At 59.7% G+C, this 18,258-nt stretch carries 9 protein-coding genes and 1 pseudogene; 3 read left to right on the top strand and 7 right to left on the bottom strand.

The genetic code is table 11. From position 1 onward, the window contains the following. Positions 1-29: 29 nt before the first annotated feature. From pglX to ACSQ25_RS03805, 3 genes are read right to left on the bottom strand one after another with little or no spacing between them, the layout of a single operon-like run. Entirely contained in the window at positions 30-3,788 is a 3,759-nt protein-coding gene (pglX, locus tag ACSQ25_RS03795) for a BREX-2 system adenine-specific DNA-methyltransferase PglX (RefSeq protein WP_436104377.1), read from the bottom strand. Then, complete coding sequence (pglW, locus tag ACSQ25_RS03800) at positions 3,781-8,061, bottom strand: BREX system serine/threonine kinase PglW (RefSeq protein WP_436104378.1); 4,281 nt, start codon at positions 8,059-8,061, stop codon at positions 3,781-3,783. Before pglW ends, pglX begins: the two co-directional genes overlap by 8 nt. Further along, a complete protein-coding gene (locus ACSQ25_RS03805) occupies positions 8,058-8,279 on the bottom strand; it encodes a helix-turn-helix domain-containing protein (RefSeq protein ID WP_436104379.1) in 222 nt (73 codons plus the stop codon). Before ACSQ25_RS03805 ends, pglW begins: the two co-directional genes overlap by 4 nt. 177 nt (positions 8,280-8,456) lie before the next feature. Between ACSQ25_RS03805 and ACSQ25_RS03810 the strand changes: the two genes are divergently transcribed. Next, positions 8,457-9,158 (top strand): hypothetical protein, encoded by a 702-nt coding sequence (locus ACSQ25_RS03810; protein WP_436104380.1) that lies wholly within the window; start codon positions 8,457-8,459, stop codon positions 9,156-9,158. A gap of 159 nt (positions 9,159-9,317) precedes the next feature. Here the strand turns inward: ACSQ25_RS03810 and ACSQ25_RS03815 are convergent, their stop codons facing one another. Continuing rightward, positions 9,318-9,647 carry a hypothetical protein gene (locus ACSQ25_RS03815; protein ID WP_436104381.1) on the bottom strand — a complete coding sequence of 110 codons (330 nt, stop codon included), beginning with the start codon at positions 9,645-9,647 and terminating at the stop codon, positions 9,318-9,320. A gap of 1,989 nt (positions 9,648-11,636) precedes the next feature. On the opposite strand from ACSQ25_RS03815, the gene ACSQ25_RS03820 reads away from it, so the two are divergent. Both ACSQ25_RS03820 and ACSQ25_RS03825 read left to right on the top strand, forming a co-directional pair. Then, positions 11,637-13,961 carry an ATP-binding protein gene (locus ACSQ25_RS03820; RefSeq protein ID WP_436104382.1) on the top strand — a complete coding sequence of 775 codons (2,325 nt, stop codon included), beginning with the start codon at positions 11,637-11,639 and terminating at the stop codon, positions 13,959-13,961. A 6-nt stretch (positions 13,962-13,967) separates the two neighbouring features. Further along, entirely contained in the window at positions 13,968-15,596 is a 1,629-nt protein-coding gene (locus ACSQ25_RS03825; protein WP_436104383.1) for a DEAD/DEAH box helicase family protein, read from the top strand. A gap of 235 nt (positions 15,597-15,831) precedes the next feature. Here ACSQ25_RS03825 and ACSQ25_RS03830 read toward each other — a convergent pair. The 3 genes and pseudogenes from ACSQ25_RS03830 to ACSQ25_RS03840 form a co-directional block, all read right to left on the bottom strand. Next, positions 15,832-17,112: pseudogene (locus ACSQ25_RS03830) on the bottom strand (IS3 family transposase). 234 nt (positions 17,113-17,346) lie between these two features. Continuing rightward, entirely contained in the window at positions 17,347-17,559 is a 213-nt protein-coding gene (locus tag ACSQ25_RS03835; protein WP_436104384.1) for a hypothetical protein, read from the bottom strand. 253 nt (positions 17,560-17,812) lie between these two features. Beyond that, the gene (locus ACSQ25_RS03840; protein WP_436104385.1) at positions 17,813-18,244 is read right to left on the bottom strand and encodes a very short patch repair endonuclease; all 432 of its coding nucleotides are present in this window, start codon (positions 18,242-18,244) and stop codon (positions 17,813-17,815) included. Positions 18,245-18,258: the final 14 nt, after the last annotated feature.

The raw sequence follows: 18,258 nt of genomic DNA on the forward strand, positions 1-18,258 counted from the left end.
GTTGTGCTTTCTTGTGTTCTCTACGGCGATCAGCTCGCTTTGCGGCGACCGCGCTTTGCAGCGATGATGGCAGGCTTCCAGGCGCGCAGGTCGTCGAGCGTGAAGCCGAGCGCTCGCGCTTCGTCGCTGACGAAGGCGCGGTAGTAGTCGCCCATGCGTTCGCCGTACGCGGGATCCACCTCGTTATGCCATTGCTCCAGCCAGGGCAGCAACTCCAGCAGGCCTGCCAGCAAGGGCTGCAAGCGGGCCGGCTCCCAGCCATCGGTATCCTTCATGTCCAGGTAGTAGCCGGCGATGGCCGTGGCCTGCTGCAGATGGTTCCAGCCGGCCCAGGCGATGACCAGGCTGCCGTCGGCGCCGCGCTGGCAGCCGGGGAAGCTGATCCAGCGTTCCTTCGGCACGTCCAGGCCGCCGCGCAGTCGCCAGAAGTCCGCCTTCAGGAAGTCCTTGTTTTGGTACTTGGGGGGCACGGGAATGGCGCCGACTTCCTGGGCTTTTCGGGCCTTCCTGAGCGGCGCAAATTCCTTGTCGAGCTCTTCGCTTACCCAGGCCAGAGCATTGGCGTCCGGTTCGGCGGCGTCGGCCTGCTCACGGACGATTCGCATCAGCGCCTGGCGCCGCACGGCCTCGAGGAGATCGATCTCGGCATCGATGGCATCCTCCCGGCGCTGTAAGGCCCAGGTGTCCTGCCACTGTGCGCGCTTGCGTAGGCCAGTGTCCGTATAGCGCTGCACGGGAAGGGCCGGCACGGCTTCCTCGGCCACTAGCTCCGCCACCAGTGCGGGCAGGTCGAAGTCGGCATGGCCGGCGTACAGCGCGGCGACCTGCATGAACTCGGGGTCGCGCGATACCAGCTCGGCCAGGCGACTGGTGCTGCCGAGCTGGGGCGGCTCGCCGGCGTCGGCAGGCCACAGGGCCGGGGCTTCGAGGCGGGCCAGCAGCCAGTCACGCAGGGCGGCCTGCTCCTGCTCATGCCAGTCGGGCGTGTTCCAGCGCCGCTTGAACTCGGGGCGCTCGATCAGACCGATGGACTTATTAGATTCGATCAGCTCGATGCGGCGAGCGACCACGCGGCGGTAGTCCTCGGGCCAGTGCGCCGGAATCTCGGTGATTGGCGTGGAGCCGTGGCGTTCGAACCAGGTCGTTTGCTCGAGGCCAGCGGCCATGCGGCGGGCCAGGACGATTTCGAAGGCTCGCTCGCCAAGCCTGACCTCGACCGGATCCGGCCACTCTACCTCGTGCGCAGTTACGGTATCCGGCAAAAGGCCGTAAAGGTAGTAGCAGCGCCAATCCAGCTCCTCCTGACTAGCAACCATTTCGCGGCGAAGTCTGGCGGCCTGATCGCGAATAGTGTCCAAGTCAGTGCGCGTAGGCAATAGGCCACTTGTCAGCAGGGAGCTGGGATGTAAGGAGACAAGTTGGAGGGACTGAGCGTCAAGGCGAGTGGCGATATCGACTGGTCGACCGGTGCATAGTGGAAATTCTGATACGTTACTCGCGTTGATCGCGTAGCGCATTTCGTAACGCTCATCCGCGCCGGCCACGTCAGCGCCCGGGCGACCTTTGTTATGGCACACCTGCTGCAACCAAAAGCATGCCACAGACGAGTTCAGCAGCCCGAGCAGCCCCAAGTGCTCCTCTTCGCTACTGCCAGCCGGCAGCTTGATGACTGGAGCAGTCTGCTTGAATACCTTGCCGCCCCGGTCGAGGACAAAATGATTATGAGTCGCGATTTCCGCGAACGTGATAGTAAGAGGTGTTGCAATACGGCGCAGGGCGACTTGATGCCACCCCCACCATGGACGGCCCTCCTGAAAATAGGTACCCTTACCAAATGTCGCTCGATTTCCGAGTACAGTACGACTGGACCATAGCCAGCGAGCCATGCTGGATGACTCATCTAGCGGCGAAACGCCAGCGTCTGTATAGCTAAACAATGCAGCGTCGGTCGTCGAAGCGGTCCAGTCCCTCACTTCGTCGCCAACGACGAGTGGCCGACGGACCTTCGCTTCAACCCGCTGACGGTTAAAGGCTGACTGCGGGGCCAACATGACCTCGTCCGCATTGGTCATTCCAAACACGCCCATCTCTTGTACGACATTTTTAAGCCTTAAGTCAGCCACACTTTCGATCGCTTCTTTGATATCTGCCGCGCCGCCGCCTCCGATACTCCACGGATGCTTCGCAAAGGTTATACGCGGAGTATCTGTCACACTAATGAAGGTACTCTCGCTACCGCTCTGGTCAATTTGGCCGACAATTGCGCTCCAAACTACTCCCTGTGCCGGGTCCTCCGGGGCGCTGGGCTCTCCGTTGATGCCCATGACGGTACGCACACCCTCGTCCATCGGTCCGCGATGGCGTCCGAACAGGATAACCGTTGGCGTGCCATGCCCGGGAATGTAGGCGCCCGACGTATCCACCACATGAGTCAGGTCCAGGCGGGGAAGTACCTGCTCGATCAGCTTGCTGCCGAACTCGCGCTTCATGAAGGAGTTGGAGGTGATCAGGCCGACATAACCCGCACCCCTGCCATCCGACCCGGTAACTGCCAGTTCGAAGAAGCGCTCTGTGAATGGCGCACCAAGCGAATACTTCATGTGGCAACTGGCATACTTACGTCGGTAGGCTGCGTTCAGCGCCGCATCCTTGACCACGATGTAGGGTGGATTACCCACCACCGCATGGTATTGGCGGCCGAGGATGCGCTGCACCTCGCTCAAGTCTTCGCTGGCGTAAGCATGAGCCAGTCCTGTGTCGGCATGGCTTTCCGCGGCATCGAACAAGTCCTGACTCTGTTTCAGGCCAAAGCGGGTGCCATGCAGCAGGCTATCGCCGATAGCAACCGAAATTTTGAAGTCGTGCGCATTGGCCAGGTGCCGCACGCCCGAGGCCTGCAAGGCCGCGACGAACAGACGGAAGCGCGAGATGGCGACGGCAAACGGGTTCAGGTCCACGCCCGCCACGCCGTCCAGCGCCTTCTGCGCCATGTCGACCGGATTGCGGCCGGGCTCATTGCGCTGCCATTCGGCCAGCAGCCGATAGAAGCCACCAAGCAGGAAGTGTCCCGATCCGCAGGTGGGGTCGATCATGCGCACCTCGCGGAAGCCGAACTCCTGGATGGCCGGGCTCAAGGTGCGGTCGAGGATGAATTCTTCGACAAACTCGGGCGTTTGCAGCAGCGCATAGCGCTTGCGAGTGGCTTCGGACAGGTCCTGGTATAAGTCGCCCAAGAAGCGGGTGGTCCATTCAGGGTCCGTGAAGTCATGCAGCAGCGCGCCGGTGTTCGGATCGACCTGCTGCCAAAACTGGCGCAACGCCATGGCGGCCTCGCCGCTGATCCCGAGTCGGAAGACCGGGTTATGCGCCTTGTCGAAAAAGCTGTGCAGGCCGGGCAGCACTTCAGCCTCGTGGAACGCCGCCAGCAGATAGTCGCGGTCGTTCTCCAGCGGATGATCCCGGAAATAGGCTTCGTGCCGGTCCCGCGCCAGTGCCAGACGGCCGGATGCGGGCGTGCCGCCCAGCCAGGGACGAGCCACCAGCTCATTGTCTTCGATAAACCGCAGAAACACGCAGCTCAACAGCCAGTGCACGCCGGCCTGGGTGATGACTTGGTCAACCCAGGTCTCGAAGGTTTCGGCACTGCGGTTTGCATCGCGCGCGGCTTGCCATTCGACTTGCAGGCTAGTCTTGAGTTCCGGGAGTTCTTCGATGCGCTGCAGAAGGTCGCTCTCCAGGCGCTTGAGCTGCCTGGTCAGGTCGGCCAGGAGTTGGGAGGCATTAATCACTATGGAGCTTTCCGGCTAGGGACTGACTGGCACGGCTGCCCGTCTTGGTCCGGTGTTGGTTTTCCGCCCAGGCCTGCGGCAGCGCCAAGGTGCGGGTGTTATTGATGTTGTTCACCAGGGGCATCGCTACACCGTCGATGACGGGCAAGCCCTGGTGGCTGGTGGGCAGCAGTATCCAGGCGCTGGGCGTGTGCCCGGGCCGGCCGGCGTTTAGCTCCAGTTCGGAGACCAGGCTCATCAGCTCGTAGCGCGCCAGGAGCCCTATGCTGACCAGCAGGATCGGCGACGGGCTGTCAAGCAAGGCGGCTCGCACGGCGGGCAGGGCGCGCTGCACGAGACGCAGGAGGTTGGTCCAGTTCCTGCTGCCGCGCTCGGCGGCATCGGCCTGCAACACCACATTCCAGTCGATAGCTGCTGTCCGGGCCTGCTCGCGCAAGGCGCCAAGCAGCAGGACATCGAAGTTGATCCGTTTGACTGCTGCCGACGGCATGGCGGGAGCGCCGAAGCGGCGCATGAGTTCTGTTTCGGCGCGCCGGGCCAGGCGCGGCTGCACGGTCAGCACCAGCATACCGCCATCGTCCAGGCAGCGCAGCAATCGTTCCTCGAGCGCCGCCGCCTGGGTGACCTCGTCATCGATCTCCGAGTGGCTGGTCAACAGGGTGGCCTGGCGCGAGAACTGGGTGGTGGTGCCAGCCGTCTGGCCGCGCCCCAAGGTGGCGAGCCTGTATGCGCCTTTCCCGCTTGCCGCGCTAATGTCCCAGGCTAGCGGCGCATCGACTGCTTCGAGGAGACGGTCCAGGGCTGAACGGCCGGGCAAGGCAGTAGCTTCGGGGTAGCGGCCACGGACCCGATCCTGGATGTCTTTTACCGACAACTCAGGTGCACCGACTAGGGCACCCAGGGATTGTCGCAGCGCCTGGAGGGGCGCCATGCCGCGCGCATACATCTCCTGACGGCTAGACACCGCCGCCGTGCGAGACGCCGATGCTGCCAGACGCAACAGCCGGGTCGGCGTCAGCGGCAGCGGCGCGATTCCGCAAAGGTGCTCGGAAGCCGGCAGGGACACGCCTTCCAGCATCTCCAGTACGCGCGCCGGGGGTAGCAGCGGGTCCGCCAGTGCGCAGGCATCGGCAGCGATGCCAAGCTGGCGTGCATAGTCGGCCCACCCGGCCGCGCTGGCGATCAGCATCGACGGCTGGTGCTCGAAGGCCTCGAAGCGCGGCTTGTCGAGGTGGGCTTCGGCTTCTACTGCGCCACGCAGGACGGCGGTGGACTGGCGCAGCCGTTCGGCGTCATCCTGCGAAGCGCAGCCGCGCAAGGCCAGCAGGGCCATCGCGCCTTCCTGCGCACTCATGACGTTGCCCTGGCTGCGGACCAGCGAATCGATCTGGTGACGCAGTTCGGTGAACGCCGGGGTCTTGAGCCAGCGCTCGCGAGCCTTGACCAGGGCAGCCGTCAAGGTGCCGCGGTCGACTTCGCCAGCCTGGGCTGCCTTGCCCAGGCTCGGCCATGCGCCGGCCTTGACGGTATCGTCCAGGCCCAGGTAGTGGGCCAGCGCGGCTTCTTCGGGCCGGTCATCGCCGGCCGGCCGGCGCGGCAACAACTGCGCCGCGAGCTCGTTGATGCTGACCGCGCCTTTGGCGTCTTCGTCCGAGTCGTGCGCGGCGGTCCGCCCTTGGGTAAGGTCCGGCCTGAGGCGCGCCAGCTCCTTGGCGGTGAGGCGGATCTCCTTGCGGATTTTGTCGCCGACCCCGCGGAGATACCGGAAGCGGACGCGGTCGACCGCCAACAATTCGCGGGCGTTGTGCACGCCCATGCGCTCCAACACGTCCTGGGCTTCCAGGCTGTAGCCCAGTTCGGCCATCGTGGTTTGCGCATTGGCCGTCAGAACGATGGCGGCCAGGCCGCTTGCGGGCATCGCGTCGTTCGGGTGTACCGTCTGTCGGGCGGTGAAGATCGCGCGCCAGGCGCGGAGCATGTCCTCTGCATTGTCGAAGCGCTCGCGATAGTCGCGCTTCAATCCTTTTTCAAAGAAGCTGGAGAAGCCCTCGCGGGTAACGGGGTCGAAGACGTCCCGCTCGATCGTCACTTCCTGGTCGAGCATGGACGGCGAAGTCTGTCCATCGCCCCACACCGGCGGCTGCCCCACCGTCATCTCATAGAGCGTTACGGCAAGCGCGAAGCGCTCCGCATACAGGTCCCAGCGCACCGGCCGGCGCAGTGGCAGGAACGGGTCGAGGTAGGGATGGGTGCCGGCCGTGATGTTGTCCGCAGGCGTACGGGACAGCGAAAAATCGAACAGGACAAGCTGCAACTTGCCGCTGCGGTTTTCGGCGATGCCAATGTTATCGGGTTTGATGTCCCGGTGCGCCACGCCTTCGGATTCGAGGTAATTGACGGCCTCGATCAGCTCGTCGCCGAAGCGCTGGAGCATGTCGAGCGACAGGCGACCTTCGTCCTTGAGCTTTTCCGCCAGAGTCCTGGGGCCGGCGCCCTTGAGCAGCAGTGCGGTTCGACCGGACACCGTGAGCGTGTCGCGGTACGCCACGATGTTCTGGTGGTGCAGCCGCGCCAGCACTTCGCCCTCTGATGTCAAGCGGTCGTTGTGACCGATGTCGATGGCTACCTTAAGGATGCTCTCTTCATCGCTGCCATCCCGGCGCACCAGCAATGCATCACTCGACGAGCCACGGCCCACGCGCTTGACGACGGTGAACCCGCCTTCAAGTCTGTCTCCTGCACTGGCAATGCTGGGGTCGACGGTGGCTTCCGGGTCAGGCGTGGTCAGCTCATCCTCGACCAGGTCGAGTTCGTCGAGAAATCCCTGGATCGTATCGTAGCGCGCCAGCACGTCTGGGGATGTGGCGAATTGGATCAGGTCTTGCTGCCGCGCGCCGCAGCCGTCCATGGTATCGGACAGCCTCAGACCCTGGCCGATGCGGAGCTTTTCAGACAGCTCCAGGGTCGACCCTGCGGGGGGCTGCCCGGTGAAGATGTAGTAGCTGATGCAGCCGAGCGAGAAAACGTCGAGACTGGCGCCATGTGCCGGGTCGGCCCGGGTGGTTTCGGGAGCCAAATAGACGAGACCCGGATCTTCGACGTAGTCCTCGACGTGGCGGGTGCCGGTCGTACGGTGGACAGTGTCCGGCGACGCGGAGTCGCCCACATTGCGCGAGGCAGTCTGCCAGTTCATCAGGCGCAGGTGCATAGCGCCACCATCCACATCGTGGACGAGGATGCTCTGCGGGCCCAAGGCGCGGTGGTACAGGCGTTTGCCATGTGCGTACTTCAGCGTCTCGGCGATATCGCGCACCAACTGCAGCCGCTGCGTCACGGTGAGGGTTTCGCCCTTCTCGCGGAGCAGGTGGTCCAGGCGCACCGCTTTGGGATCGTGATCGAAAATTAGGGCAGGGCCGAGTTCAGTGTCTTTGTAGTCGCGCACGCGCAGGATGCTCGGGTGATCGATGCCTTCAAGGACCTCGAACTCACGGCGGGCCTGTCGCAGCCGGGTCGCTCGGCTCTCGGGACTGGAAGCCGTGGCGAGCGTGTAGATGCGCACGCGCCGGTGCACCGTGTCGACGCTGACATGGCTCGCTTCCCAATCTTGGAAACCTTCGCCTTCGGTGATCAGCTTAGTCAGCTTGTAGTCGCCGACCTGGCGGTGCTTGTTCGATTGGCGGATGCCGGCCTGGACCAAGGCTCTGCCGATCGCTTTGGCCTGCGTGGCGTCAACGGGCGTTGGCGCCTGCGTGGTGATGCCCTTGCTCAGGGCGCCAACGATCCCCGGATCGTCCGGCGTCCCCGGCCGTCCTTGCTGGAAGGTGGCACTCCTGGCCAGACCCTCTAGCCGGCACGACAAGCTCGTGGACGAGAGGAAGATGGCCGGCTCGACGAAAGGCAAGCGAATTTTGCCTTTGACGATGGAGGATTGTCGCCGCAGCAGACTGGCCAGGCGTTTGGCCTTGCGATTGGCCAGGATCAGCGGGTTATCGTAGGTGGACGAGCGTCCGTCTGTCGTCCAGGTCCAGCTATGGGCATCACCGCGGAGCACGCCCGGGCGGCTCTTGATTTCCACTAGAAAGAGGCCGGCGGGTGAAAGCACCAGCGCGTCTACCTCGTTGACTTTGCCCTCGTCGTCGATGAATTCGAAATTGCTCCAGACGTGCCAGGGGTCCCGGTCAGGCAGGTTGGAACGGAGCCACTCTAGAGCTTCACGCTCCCAAGCGAAATTGGATTCGGCAATCGCTTGCCAGCGAGAGGCGTTCAGCGTCACGATGCAACCCCATCAGCGTCCGGCACGTATTCGAACAGCTCGCCCACGGGACAACGAAACAGACGGCACAGGGCATCGATAGCGGCCAGGTCCAGGCGGGTCGTCGTCTCCTTGTACAAGGCTGTGACTGTACTGCGATTCAAGCCGGTGAGGCGGGAAACGTCAGAGATGCGGAGCTTGTCCCGCCCCATCAGGGCGGAGAGGTGGCAGCGGACCATGTTTTCCTGAGATCATCGTAGGGTGTTGCGCAGAATAGCAAAATGCTGTTTTCCGCACAACCCCGATTGACAGTATTTCATGTGGCGCACTCGAGAAATATTAATGTCGACGCTTCCAGCTTCGTTGGCTACACTGCTTAATTCAGTAGACGTTGCCCTTTCAAAAAGGCTGCCTTTATGTTGTACTCGTACGCACTTCGGTCGGATGATGGAGCAGCGCCGAACCCTTTTGGCGGAGTTTGCACGCTTGCAATATGCAAACCAAAAATTCGCCACGCTGCACAGATTGGCGACTGGATTGTTGCCATCGGCCCGACGAACGCTCCAGGAGGGCGCGACTTGTCTCGCCACGTCGTTTGTGCGATGCGAGTGAGCGATAAGCTCACCTTCGCACAATATGACAAATGGTGCCAAACGCATCTTCTTAATAAGCTTCCTAACTGGAAGCCTAATGCGCCCTTTGAGAGCCTTGTAGGAGACTGCATTTACTACTATGAGGGCGACCGAGTCAAGCAACGCAAGGGGGTTCACAATGCAGGGGATATGAAACGTGACCTCGGCGGCGAATATGTGTTGCTGTCTAAGGAGTACTACTATTTCGGGGTAAATGCAGTACTACTGCCGGCTCATTTAGAAGATATCCGACATCCCTGGGTCGGACATCGATCTCATTCAAATGCCAAATATGAGAAGGACGTTCTTGCGTGGATTAAGCAGGGATGTGGCGCCGGGTGGGAAATGGGCAAAGTACATGGTGATCCTATTCATAGATACCTAGTTGAGAAGTCGGTCCTCTTTCAAGAAGACTTGCTCTGTCGCTCCCCCTGCGCACCAAGGCCGTACCGACCAGCCGACTGTCCTACGCCACCGCATTGTTAATAGCAATTATGCCTTGCTCACACATGTTGTTGGCCAAGTTGATTGCGCCGACGATCTGGTTCCATTGTTTCCACGTGTCGCGCCCTGGACCATTTCCTCCATCGTCCTTTGGTTCTTGATCTGTAGTCGCGCAGGTGCTCAATGTGAGTACGGCCCATGTTACCGAAGACTGTCGAAAATACGTTCCGGCAGACGTGTTTCGGACCTTGGCACTTCTTGTTTCGTTCTTCGTGCTAAAGTAGCCTTTTGATAATTTGCGTGATAATGATGAGACACAACGAGGTGTATAAAGGGCGCAGGATTAACATCACGGTGAGCGAAGTAAAGCAGGGCCAATTCACTTGGAGCTACACCATCGATGGCAGCAATTTGAAGCGATGCGAGGATCGGCCGCTCGGCACTGAAGAAATGCTGATCAGCGAAGCACTGAATCACGCCAAATACCGCATTGATTGCATGCCACCCGAAGACGACGCGAGCTAAGCTCACTCGTAACTCATTTAAGTAGCGCCTTTCGACCTCAAGATCTGCTGGCTTTCTGCGCGAGCGACCTTGAACGCCTCGACAGATTGCCGGGTTATTCCGCTTACGATATATCCGCCATCAAGCCAGGCGTGGCAGTGACAGCAGCCGTAGCAGATTCCTTATCTAACGCTTTATGGCTCATGCTTATGCCATCAACTAGAAGGTTGGAGTGGCATCAAATGGTGGTCTCAGAGTCGCGCCGCAGATGCCGGGAAAACCCAACGTGCATTCCTGCCCACGCGCTGACTCGGGAATTGGTGTCGACTTTGGTGCGACTCCTCAACGGCTTTCGCGGTTTGCCGTCTTCGCGCTCTTGATCAGACCCCGCTCGACTCGCAGCAGTCCGGCGCCGGCGGCCGGGGTCTTGAACTCGCTACCTCGGGGCATCGGCGTCTTGCGATGAAGCGTTCTCCCTGGCTTAAAAGCTGACATGCGCATCATGCTACGATTACCCTTCCATACATACGGGAGGGTTTATGAGCCGCATTCATATCGTCCGCGCCTACAAGGGATACCATATCGACTTGGTCGCTAAACCGGCGTACGATGGCCAGTTCTACAGCACATTTACCGTGCGAGATGCCTCGGGGGCACTCGTCCATATAGAAGACCGAGACGCCAAAGTCATCCGGGGTTCGGAGGAAGAGGCAAACGCTGACGCTGAACAGCGCGCGTACGCGTGGGCTGACACTCAGCCCACCTGATCGCGGCGTTATGCCTCCTCCGGCGATACTCTTGGCGTGGAATTCTCCGGGCGCTGCGACTGGGCCAGTGCCGCGTCATTGACTTGGAGCAATCCGTGGCTGCAGATGAAACCGCTTGCTCAGCCCTTCATTGCAGCTTCTCGGCGCGGTTGCACGGAGCGCAGCCCAAATCGACCACGGCGCAGAGCTGGGCTCCGGTCGCCCGATCCAGCGTACTATTGGTACAACCCAGCTATTGCCAAAGGCTTTGTAGCGTTGCCCATCCCCCGCTGGCTTGCCGCGCACGGCCTCAGTGTTTGGATGTGACTGATGTTGATGTAGAAATGCCATGTTGAGATCTTCCACCATCCGCACCTCATTGCTCGGGTGCTCGGCTGCAAACTCACATGAATAGTTGAAATAGGACTGATGCCCCCGTGCATCCGGCAGCGCTTCGCTCCGTGGACGAGTGGGACTGGCACGGTCCACCTGAGTGCGTCCTTGCGCCGCAACGCAATGGATCCTGCGGGACGGCGGACTGCCGGGAACCGTAGCCGAACTGCTGCCGTCCCTTCGCCGCAGTCGCGTTTTCTATGCGCTCTTTAAGAAGGAAGCGCGAGAGGATCGACGCCATGGGCCGCCACTCTACGGACATGACCGCGGAGGCACTCTGGTAGTTGGTTGCCGACATAGGGGAGATGGTTCTCTGCTTGAGGATGGGAAACCTAAGGCCAGAGGCCAGACCGGAAAGACGGTCATCGTAGAACCGCGTTGCACGCCGGACCTAACATGGCCTGAAGCGCAACAAGGCCTGCCGCTGTTGCAATACTCCGACTCTCCGTTTCACGGTGAAGGTCTGTCTTCGTTGTTGCGAGCTGCGGGATACCCGGACGCGACCTTGCTTGCGGCGTCAAGCATGCGCCCAATGCCGCAGCCGTCATCTGCGCTCCATCGTACTTCGTGGTTCGGAAATCTATAAAATTGCCAATCCTACCGAGGATGACTTGGGCAGCGTGCATGGCGGCCGAGTAGACAACCTCGCCCGTTCAATGCTGATCATATTACGAGGTCGAAAATCCTTTAAGAAGATTCCGGAGCACAATGAGTCTGAACGACATCTCGTCCGGACAGTCATGCTAATCCTCCCGCCGCTCTATCGGCCTATCAGAACAGATTGCCAAAGTTGGATCACCGTCTATCCTGATTAGTTGGGGCTGTTCGATGGCGCTGCACATCCGAGACGGCCGGGCTTGATGACAGGAGGCTTACCGTGACGGAACAAAGGCATTTCAACATCACTCCTACTCCCCGCCTTCTCGAGCGCCTTGGCGAGCTACCGATCGAGCAGTTCCAGTGCCTTGGAGAGCTGATCGACAATCCGATCGACAAATTCAAGGAGGCGATTCGCGACGGCCATTCCTTCGAGCAGTGCCAGATCAAGATCACGCTGCCTACAGCCGATCATGCCGAGGCCTGCATTACCGTCCAGGACAACGGGCCTGGCATGTCGGCTGACGAGCTTGAACATGCAGTTCGTGCGGGGTGGAGCAGCAACCACGCTAATGACCACTTGGGGATGTTCGGTGTCGGATTCAATACCGCAACTTCCCGTCTGGGTCTGGTCACAGAGGTGTATACCACGCGCGCCGGCGACGACCATTGGATCGGGGTGCGCATCGACTTTGGCGAATTAATCAGCCGTAACAGCTTTTTGGCCCCGGGCCTAACCCGTGTGAAATCTGATCCTGCCATGCATGGCACCGAGATCCGCATAAAACGACTGCGTATCGTGCACCGCGCATACTTCTCGAAAGCGACCAACATCCAGAGCGTGCGTAACGAGTTGGCACGGATCTACGCGCCCTTGCTACTCGACGCCGAACATCCGTTCGAGCTGGAGGTCAACAGGGTGCCGGTCGCGCCACGGAAATACTGCACGTGGGACGAGAGTCGCACCGTCTCGGTCGACCGCATGGGCAACGTGCATGCAGTGGAGCGTTTCGAAATCCCACTGCCTCCACGCCAGTACTGTCCCGATTGCCTGCTGACGTTCGATGGCGACGACATGTGCCCGCAATGCGGCCAGACCCATGATATTCGTCAGATACAGCGACGGCTGTATGGATGGGTCGGAATCCAGCGGTTCATTCATCCCGAAAAATACGGTATTGATCTCGTGAGGAACGGCCGCGTCATCGAATCCCAGAATAAGGATCTGTTCATGTGGCGCGACGATGACAAGTCGGAGCAGGAATACCCCGTTGATGACATGCGCAATCGGGGCCGTATCATCGGGGTGGTGAACATCGATCATGGTGCCGTCACTTTTACAAAGGACAGGTTCGAAAGGAGTGACCCGGCATGGGCAGAAATGCTGACGATGGTTCGGGGTGATGGTCCACTAAGGCCAAACATCGCCCGCAAGCTCGGATACGGCCCGTCGCAGGCGCCTCTCTACCGGCTGTTCCAGGCATTTCGGCGCAACGAACCCAAACCCCCAACTCCGTGGGGACAGGTGCTGGCGGTGAAGGACTATAAGCTGGCTGCGGCGATGGCCGACTTGTTCTACCGCGGCGACCCTGACTACCAGTCCGACGAAAAATGGTTCGAGCTGGTGGAGCGGCAAGACCGCGAGCTGGAAGCTGCGACGGGCGCGCGGGCCGACCCCAACCTGCCGCCGCCCGCCTTCCTCGAGCGCGATGCCAGCGCGGCCCGGCGTGATAGGGATGCCAGCCATGTGCGGCTTGAAGTGGTTGCTGAAGCCCCGCCCCGACCGACCTCGCACCGGAAAACATTGCCTGGGCTGAGCGGCAAATATCATCATCGCCTGATTGACATGGATTTCGGTGTCGCTGCCTTCTCCGTGACAGCAGAGGATCCGGACCTTCCCACCAATGCGCCGTGGGCCTTGATCGCGTCAGTCATGTCGCCGGGAGATCATCTGTTCCTGGTTGACCTCGGACACCGGATTTTTCAGTCGATGACAATGACTGCGCTGGACGCCCTGCTCGCCGAGCTGGCTATGAAGGCGTACACGTTCCTAGAGCAACAGCAGCGCCACCACGTGACGTTTGCGCAGGTACTGGCTGACTTTCGTCTGGCATATGCTGGCGAAAGCGCCCTCGAATACGGTCACCTTGTGTCCATTGCGAAAGAGTCGATCTACAAGATCGCCGTGTCGATCGCTGGCAAGGCTGATGCAAGGGAACTGGCAGAGCTATTCGAGGAACTCGACCAGGACGAGCGCGACACCATTCGCAGGCGCGCGGCCGCGATCGGGATTTGCGACACTTCCGAATTTATCGCAAACGGCCAGTTCCTCGGCCATGCTGAACACGACACCATCCGGTTTTTCGTGGGGCGGCACCCGGAGCTTTTCTTCGACGGGAATTACTGGCGGCGTCCATATGAGGGTCTCAACCTTGGCAGCGCCAGGGTCAACAACGCCGCTCGGCAGGCATTATCCGAACAGTTCGACAGTTACCTTGCTGATGCTGCGTGGCTTGCCGCCAAGTCACCTGGCGACCTGGCGCGCCAGGATCGCAACGCCTTGATTCGCGCAGCCCTGTCACTTCGTCTCTTGACGCCGGGTTGAAATGCCATGGGTGGCCTGTTTCTGGATGGGCGCCGCCTGACGTACGGTTCGTGGAGTGCGTTCGAGCGCGATGTCGCCCGTCTGCTGCTTCAACACGGATTTACCGATGTTCGGATCGTGGGTGGGTCGGGTGATCATGGAGCCGATGTCCTCGGCATCAAGCATGGCAAGTTATGGGTCGTCCAGTGCAAGTTCCGCTCGCAGTGCCTGAGCGGAGCCAGCGCTGTCGATGAGGTCGTGGCTGCGGCACGCTACTATGAAGCCGATCGGCTTGCGATAGCGGCCTCCCAGCCATTCAGCCGGGCAATGATCATTGCTATCAACCGCTGGGAAAAGCTCGGGGTCTACATTGAACAAATGCCGCGCGCAGTTCTGGCAGGAATGGCCGAGTCGAGTCCGCAGTACGCGCCAACGCGGCAGATCATGCGTCCATACCAGGCACGCTGCACGGCCAGGATTCGTGCGGCTTTGCAGGACACGGGGCGCGCCCAGATCGTCCTTGCGACGGGCTTGGGTAAATCCGTCATCATGGCCGAGACGACTGCCGGGCTATGGCGAGACGGCCAAGTCGCACACGGCCGCGTTCTAGTACTTGCCGACAAGATCGAACTGATCGGCCAGTTGCAGCAGGCCTTCTGGCAGCAACTGCCGAAGGATATACCAACCCATCTGCTTTGTGGCGGCGAGGCACCTGTATTCTGGGATGGCGTCACATTTGCAACCGTCCAGAGTGCTGAAGCCCAGATGTGGAACCTGCCGCGGTTTGGGCTGGTCTGGGTCGATGAAGCGCATCATATCGGCGCCAGCACATACCGGGATCTGATCGCGCAGATCGATCCGCCCATGCTTGGGGGCGGGACCGCTACGCCATGGCGAGGCGACAGTTATGACATTGACCAGATGCTTGGTAAACCTGTGGTCCGGATCGATATCGCTCAGGGCATCAAGCGGGGCTATCTGAGCAAAATCGATTACCGGCTGATGGCCGAGGATCTTGATCGTCTTGCTCTCCACCGACAGCCGCGCAAGGTGCAAGCTCAGCACATCATTCCCGTCCAAGACATGCAGGCTGCACGTACGCTGGCGCAGGTGTTTGCACAGGAGAACCGGCGGCAGATGGTGGTATTTTGCCCTACCGTCGACGAGGCACGCTTGTTCGCAGCAACGCTTCGCCTGGTCGGATTTCACGCCGCTGCGGTGACCTCAACGATGCCGACGGCAGTTCGCGGGCGAGTCATGTCCCAGTTCAGGCGCGGACAACTTAACGCCGTCACTACGGTCGATATTTTCAATGAGGGTGTAGATGTTCCAAACGTAGACATGCTCGGCTTTATGAGGATGACGCACAGCAGGCGCATCTTCTTCCAGCAGTTGGGGCGTGGCCTGCGTACCGTATCAGGCAAGGACAAAGTCGTTGTTGTCGATTTTGTGAGTGACATCAAGCGGCTGCAGGATGTAGTCGGCCTGAAACGGACGATCGGAGACAGATTCGATTTTCTTGGACAGGTTGAAAATCTGGTGCGGTTCAACAGCCATGATGCCGCCCAGTTCGTCTTCGACTTGATGCAGGGGCAGGTCGCTAGTCCTGATGATAACGAGGAAGACGCGCTTGAATCCGCAATTGACGCCAACTGACTGTCTTCAGGGCCGGCTTATCGCACGCTTGTTCAAGAGAAAGCCGCAACAGCAATTGAGCGATTTAAAAGTACGCATCGAGCCTTCGCGCGTTGGGGGTGCGTACTAAAGTGCGTACTGCTCGGTGCGATTCAATTGTTGTGCACATGCTTGTGGTGAAGTGAAGGTTCTGAAGCTCAGGTGGGACTGCGGAATGTTAGCTTCGTCACCTTGGCCGTTGACGGTTCCGCTCTGACTAGTCCTGGAATAGGTTGACAGTTATAAGTTCCAAAAACTGTTCCTTCCTGTCCTCATAACGCCCGGTGAATCTCATCGGGCGTTTTGTATTTCAGGGCTTGGTGCGGTCGTTCTCGGTTATAGATTGCCACTGACTGTGCAACCATACGCTTTGCTTCCGCCAAGTCATGAGGGCGGTGCAAGAGGAACTCGGTTTTCAAGATGCCATTGATGCGTTCAGCCAGCGCATTCTGATAGCAGTCGTACCCATCGGTCATTGAGCAAGTAGTGCCATGTTTGGCATGCAAGGCCTGATAGGTACCCGCACAGTACTGGATGCCGCGGTCAGAGTGGTGGATCAACGGGAGACAGCTTCGCCTCGAGTGCAAGGCCATCTTGAACGCCTCGGCTACCTCTTCGGTCTGCAAGCTCGCGTGGACGTGGTAGCCAACAATCTTGCGTGAGTAAGCGTCGGTCACCAAGCTCAGATAGACGCATCGCTCACGCGTCGGGACATAGGTGATGTCGGCTACCCAGACCTGCTCCGGACGGTGAACGTCAGCTGTGTCCATTCCGGGCTTGAGCAAGTTCGGATGCTTGTAGAACCGATGGAAGCTGTCGGTGGTCTTGTGGTAGGCACGCGCTTTTGGGACGAGCAAGTGTGCTCGTTTGAGGGTGGCGAACATACCGTCGCGGCCCAGTTTGATGTCCTTGGCTGCCAGACGCCGACGCAGCATGTGATGCAGTTTTCGCACGCCAATCCTGGGCTGGCGCCGCCTGACTTCCCGCACCAGCTCCACGACCTTCTCATCGCGCTCATGCAAGTCCGTTTCAGACTTGACCTGCTGGTAGTACGCCTGACGGCTACAACCGAAAAATTTGCAAGCTCGGGCGAGACTCAAGCCGGCTACCTTCTTTTGCTCGATGACTCGCCGGAATGCTTTTTTGGCAGTTTGACCCCGTATTCCGTACGGATTACTTCCAGCATCGCTTCGAAAAGCTGAGCCTTTTGATTCGCTTCCTCGAGCTGCGTTTCCAGTTCCTTGATGCGCTGCTCCGGCGTTTGGGGCATTGTCTGCTTGCTCACGGGATCACTCCTGCGTCGGCCTAACATGCTCAGGCTACCCCAATCCTGCCGTCCGTGCTTACGCAACCAGACCAAGACCGTCGAGCGCCCCTGGATCCCGTAGCGCTTTTGCGCCTGCTTGTACGTCAGCTCGCCTTTTTCTACCTCATCAACTACCGCCAGCTTAAAAGCCAGCGTGTAATCGCGCTGCGTCCGCTTTTCCCTCTTGTCCATGTCAACACTCCTGGAAGTGTCAACCTATTTCAGGACGGGTCACTGGCATAAAAATCGGCTCACGAGGCCGCGGGCTTTTTTAGGACCCATCAGGCGCGAACTCTCATCGTGGCGCGGAGCAAGTCTCCAACATGACGCCGGATAGATTTGAGCAAGCCAACTACATCATACAAAAATCAGCTTGCAAAAAGGAGGGGACCATAGATTTTCAAGGTGCAGATTGTCAGCACACGATTAGGACTCGTAATATTTCACAAAGAATGCTTCGGCAGCAGCGTATTGGCTGTCATACGTTGCCTTCAGAGCTTTGTAAGCATCCGAAGACTGGTTCATCGAATCGATCTGCTTTTTGAGCTCTCTCAACTCAGAGATTGATCTCTCGTGGCTTTCCTTATGCTGTGACTCCCATACTTCTGCTCGTCGTCGTTCTTGTGCTTGGCTCATCATAATCTCCAATGCTTTGTTGATGGTCTGTCAACCCGCGAATGTGCATGTTGTCGCTCTCTACGATTATTTCCAACGCGTCCGACGAATGTAGCTCTATCTTACTGAGCGCGCTATAACATTCAACTCATAGCCACGTTGCCATCGCGTCGGCAATGCGGTCGATCTTCGTAATGTGCTTCAGATCGGTTAGCCGACTAACTTCCTCTCGGTCGTATCTATGCGCCTCGCTGGTTCCGATGGGGAAACTCGGTGCCTAGCATTGCCGCCGCGATTTGGCTGCGGTAACGTGCTGCTCGATGACGTCCGCCGCAGCACCGGCTTCGACATGCTCCCAGAACCGAAGTACGGTCCATCCGATCTGCCGAAGCAGTCGATTCGTGTCGTCGTCGCGTAGACGATTTGTTTCAATCTTGGCGCGCCAAAATTCGGCGTTGTTTTTCGGCCAAGTGGCGTGGACTGGACAGCCGTGCCAAAAACAGCCATCCACGAAAACAGCGATCTTTTGCCGAGGAAACACGATGTCCGCGACTCGACGCGGCGTTATCGATACCTTGAAATTTATCCGGTAACGTAGGCCGCGACGGAACAGCTCCTGGCGGATCGCGATCTCTGCCGCAGTCCCGGTCTGCCGAACTTTCGACATCCGCTTGCTGGCTTCTTTGGATGAGGCGCGAATAGGTGACATCGATTTGAAGTCGG

Origin of the sequence: Massilia sp. LjRoot122 (genome assembly GCF_964252725.1) — a bacterium.
GTDB lineage: Bacteria > Pseudomonadota > Gammaproteobacteria > Burkholderiales > Burkholderiaceae_D > Telluria.

Excerpts from the sequence above, each read along its gene's own strand:
- ACSQ25_RS03805 (WP_436104379.1), bottom strand. The coding sequence starts at position 8,279 with ATGGTCCGCTGCCACCTCTCCGCCCTGATGGGGCGGGACAAGCTCCGC.
- ACSQ25_RS03810 (WP_436104380.1), top strand. The coding sequence starts at position 8,457 with ATGTTGTACTCGTACGCACTTCGGTCGGATGATGGAGCAGCGCCGAAC.
- ACSQ25_RS03825 (WP_436104383.1), top strand. The coding sequence starts at position 13,968 with ATGGGTGGCCTGTTTCTGGATGGGCGCCGCCTGACGTACGGTTCGTGG.
- ACSQ25_RS03835 (WP_436104384.1), bottom strand. The coding sequence starts at position 17,559 with ATGATGAGCCAAGCACAAGAACGACGACGAGCAGAAGTATGGGAGTCA.
- ACSQ25_RS03840 (WP_436104385.1), bottom strand. The coding sequence starts at position 18,244 with ATGTCACCTATTCGCGCCTCATCCAAAGAAGCCAGCAAGCGGATGTCG.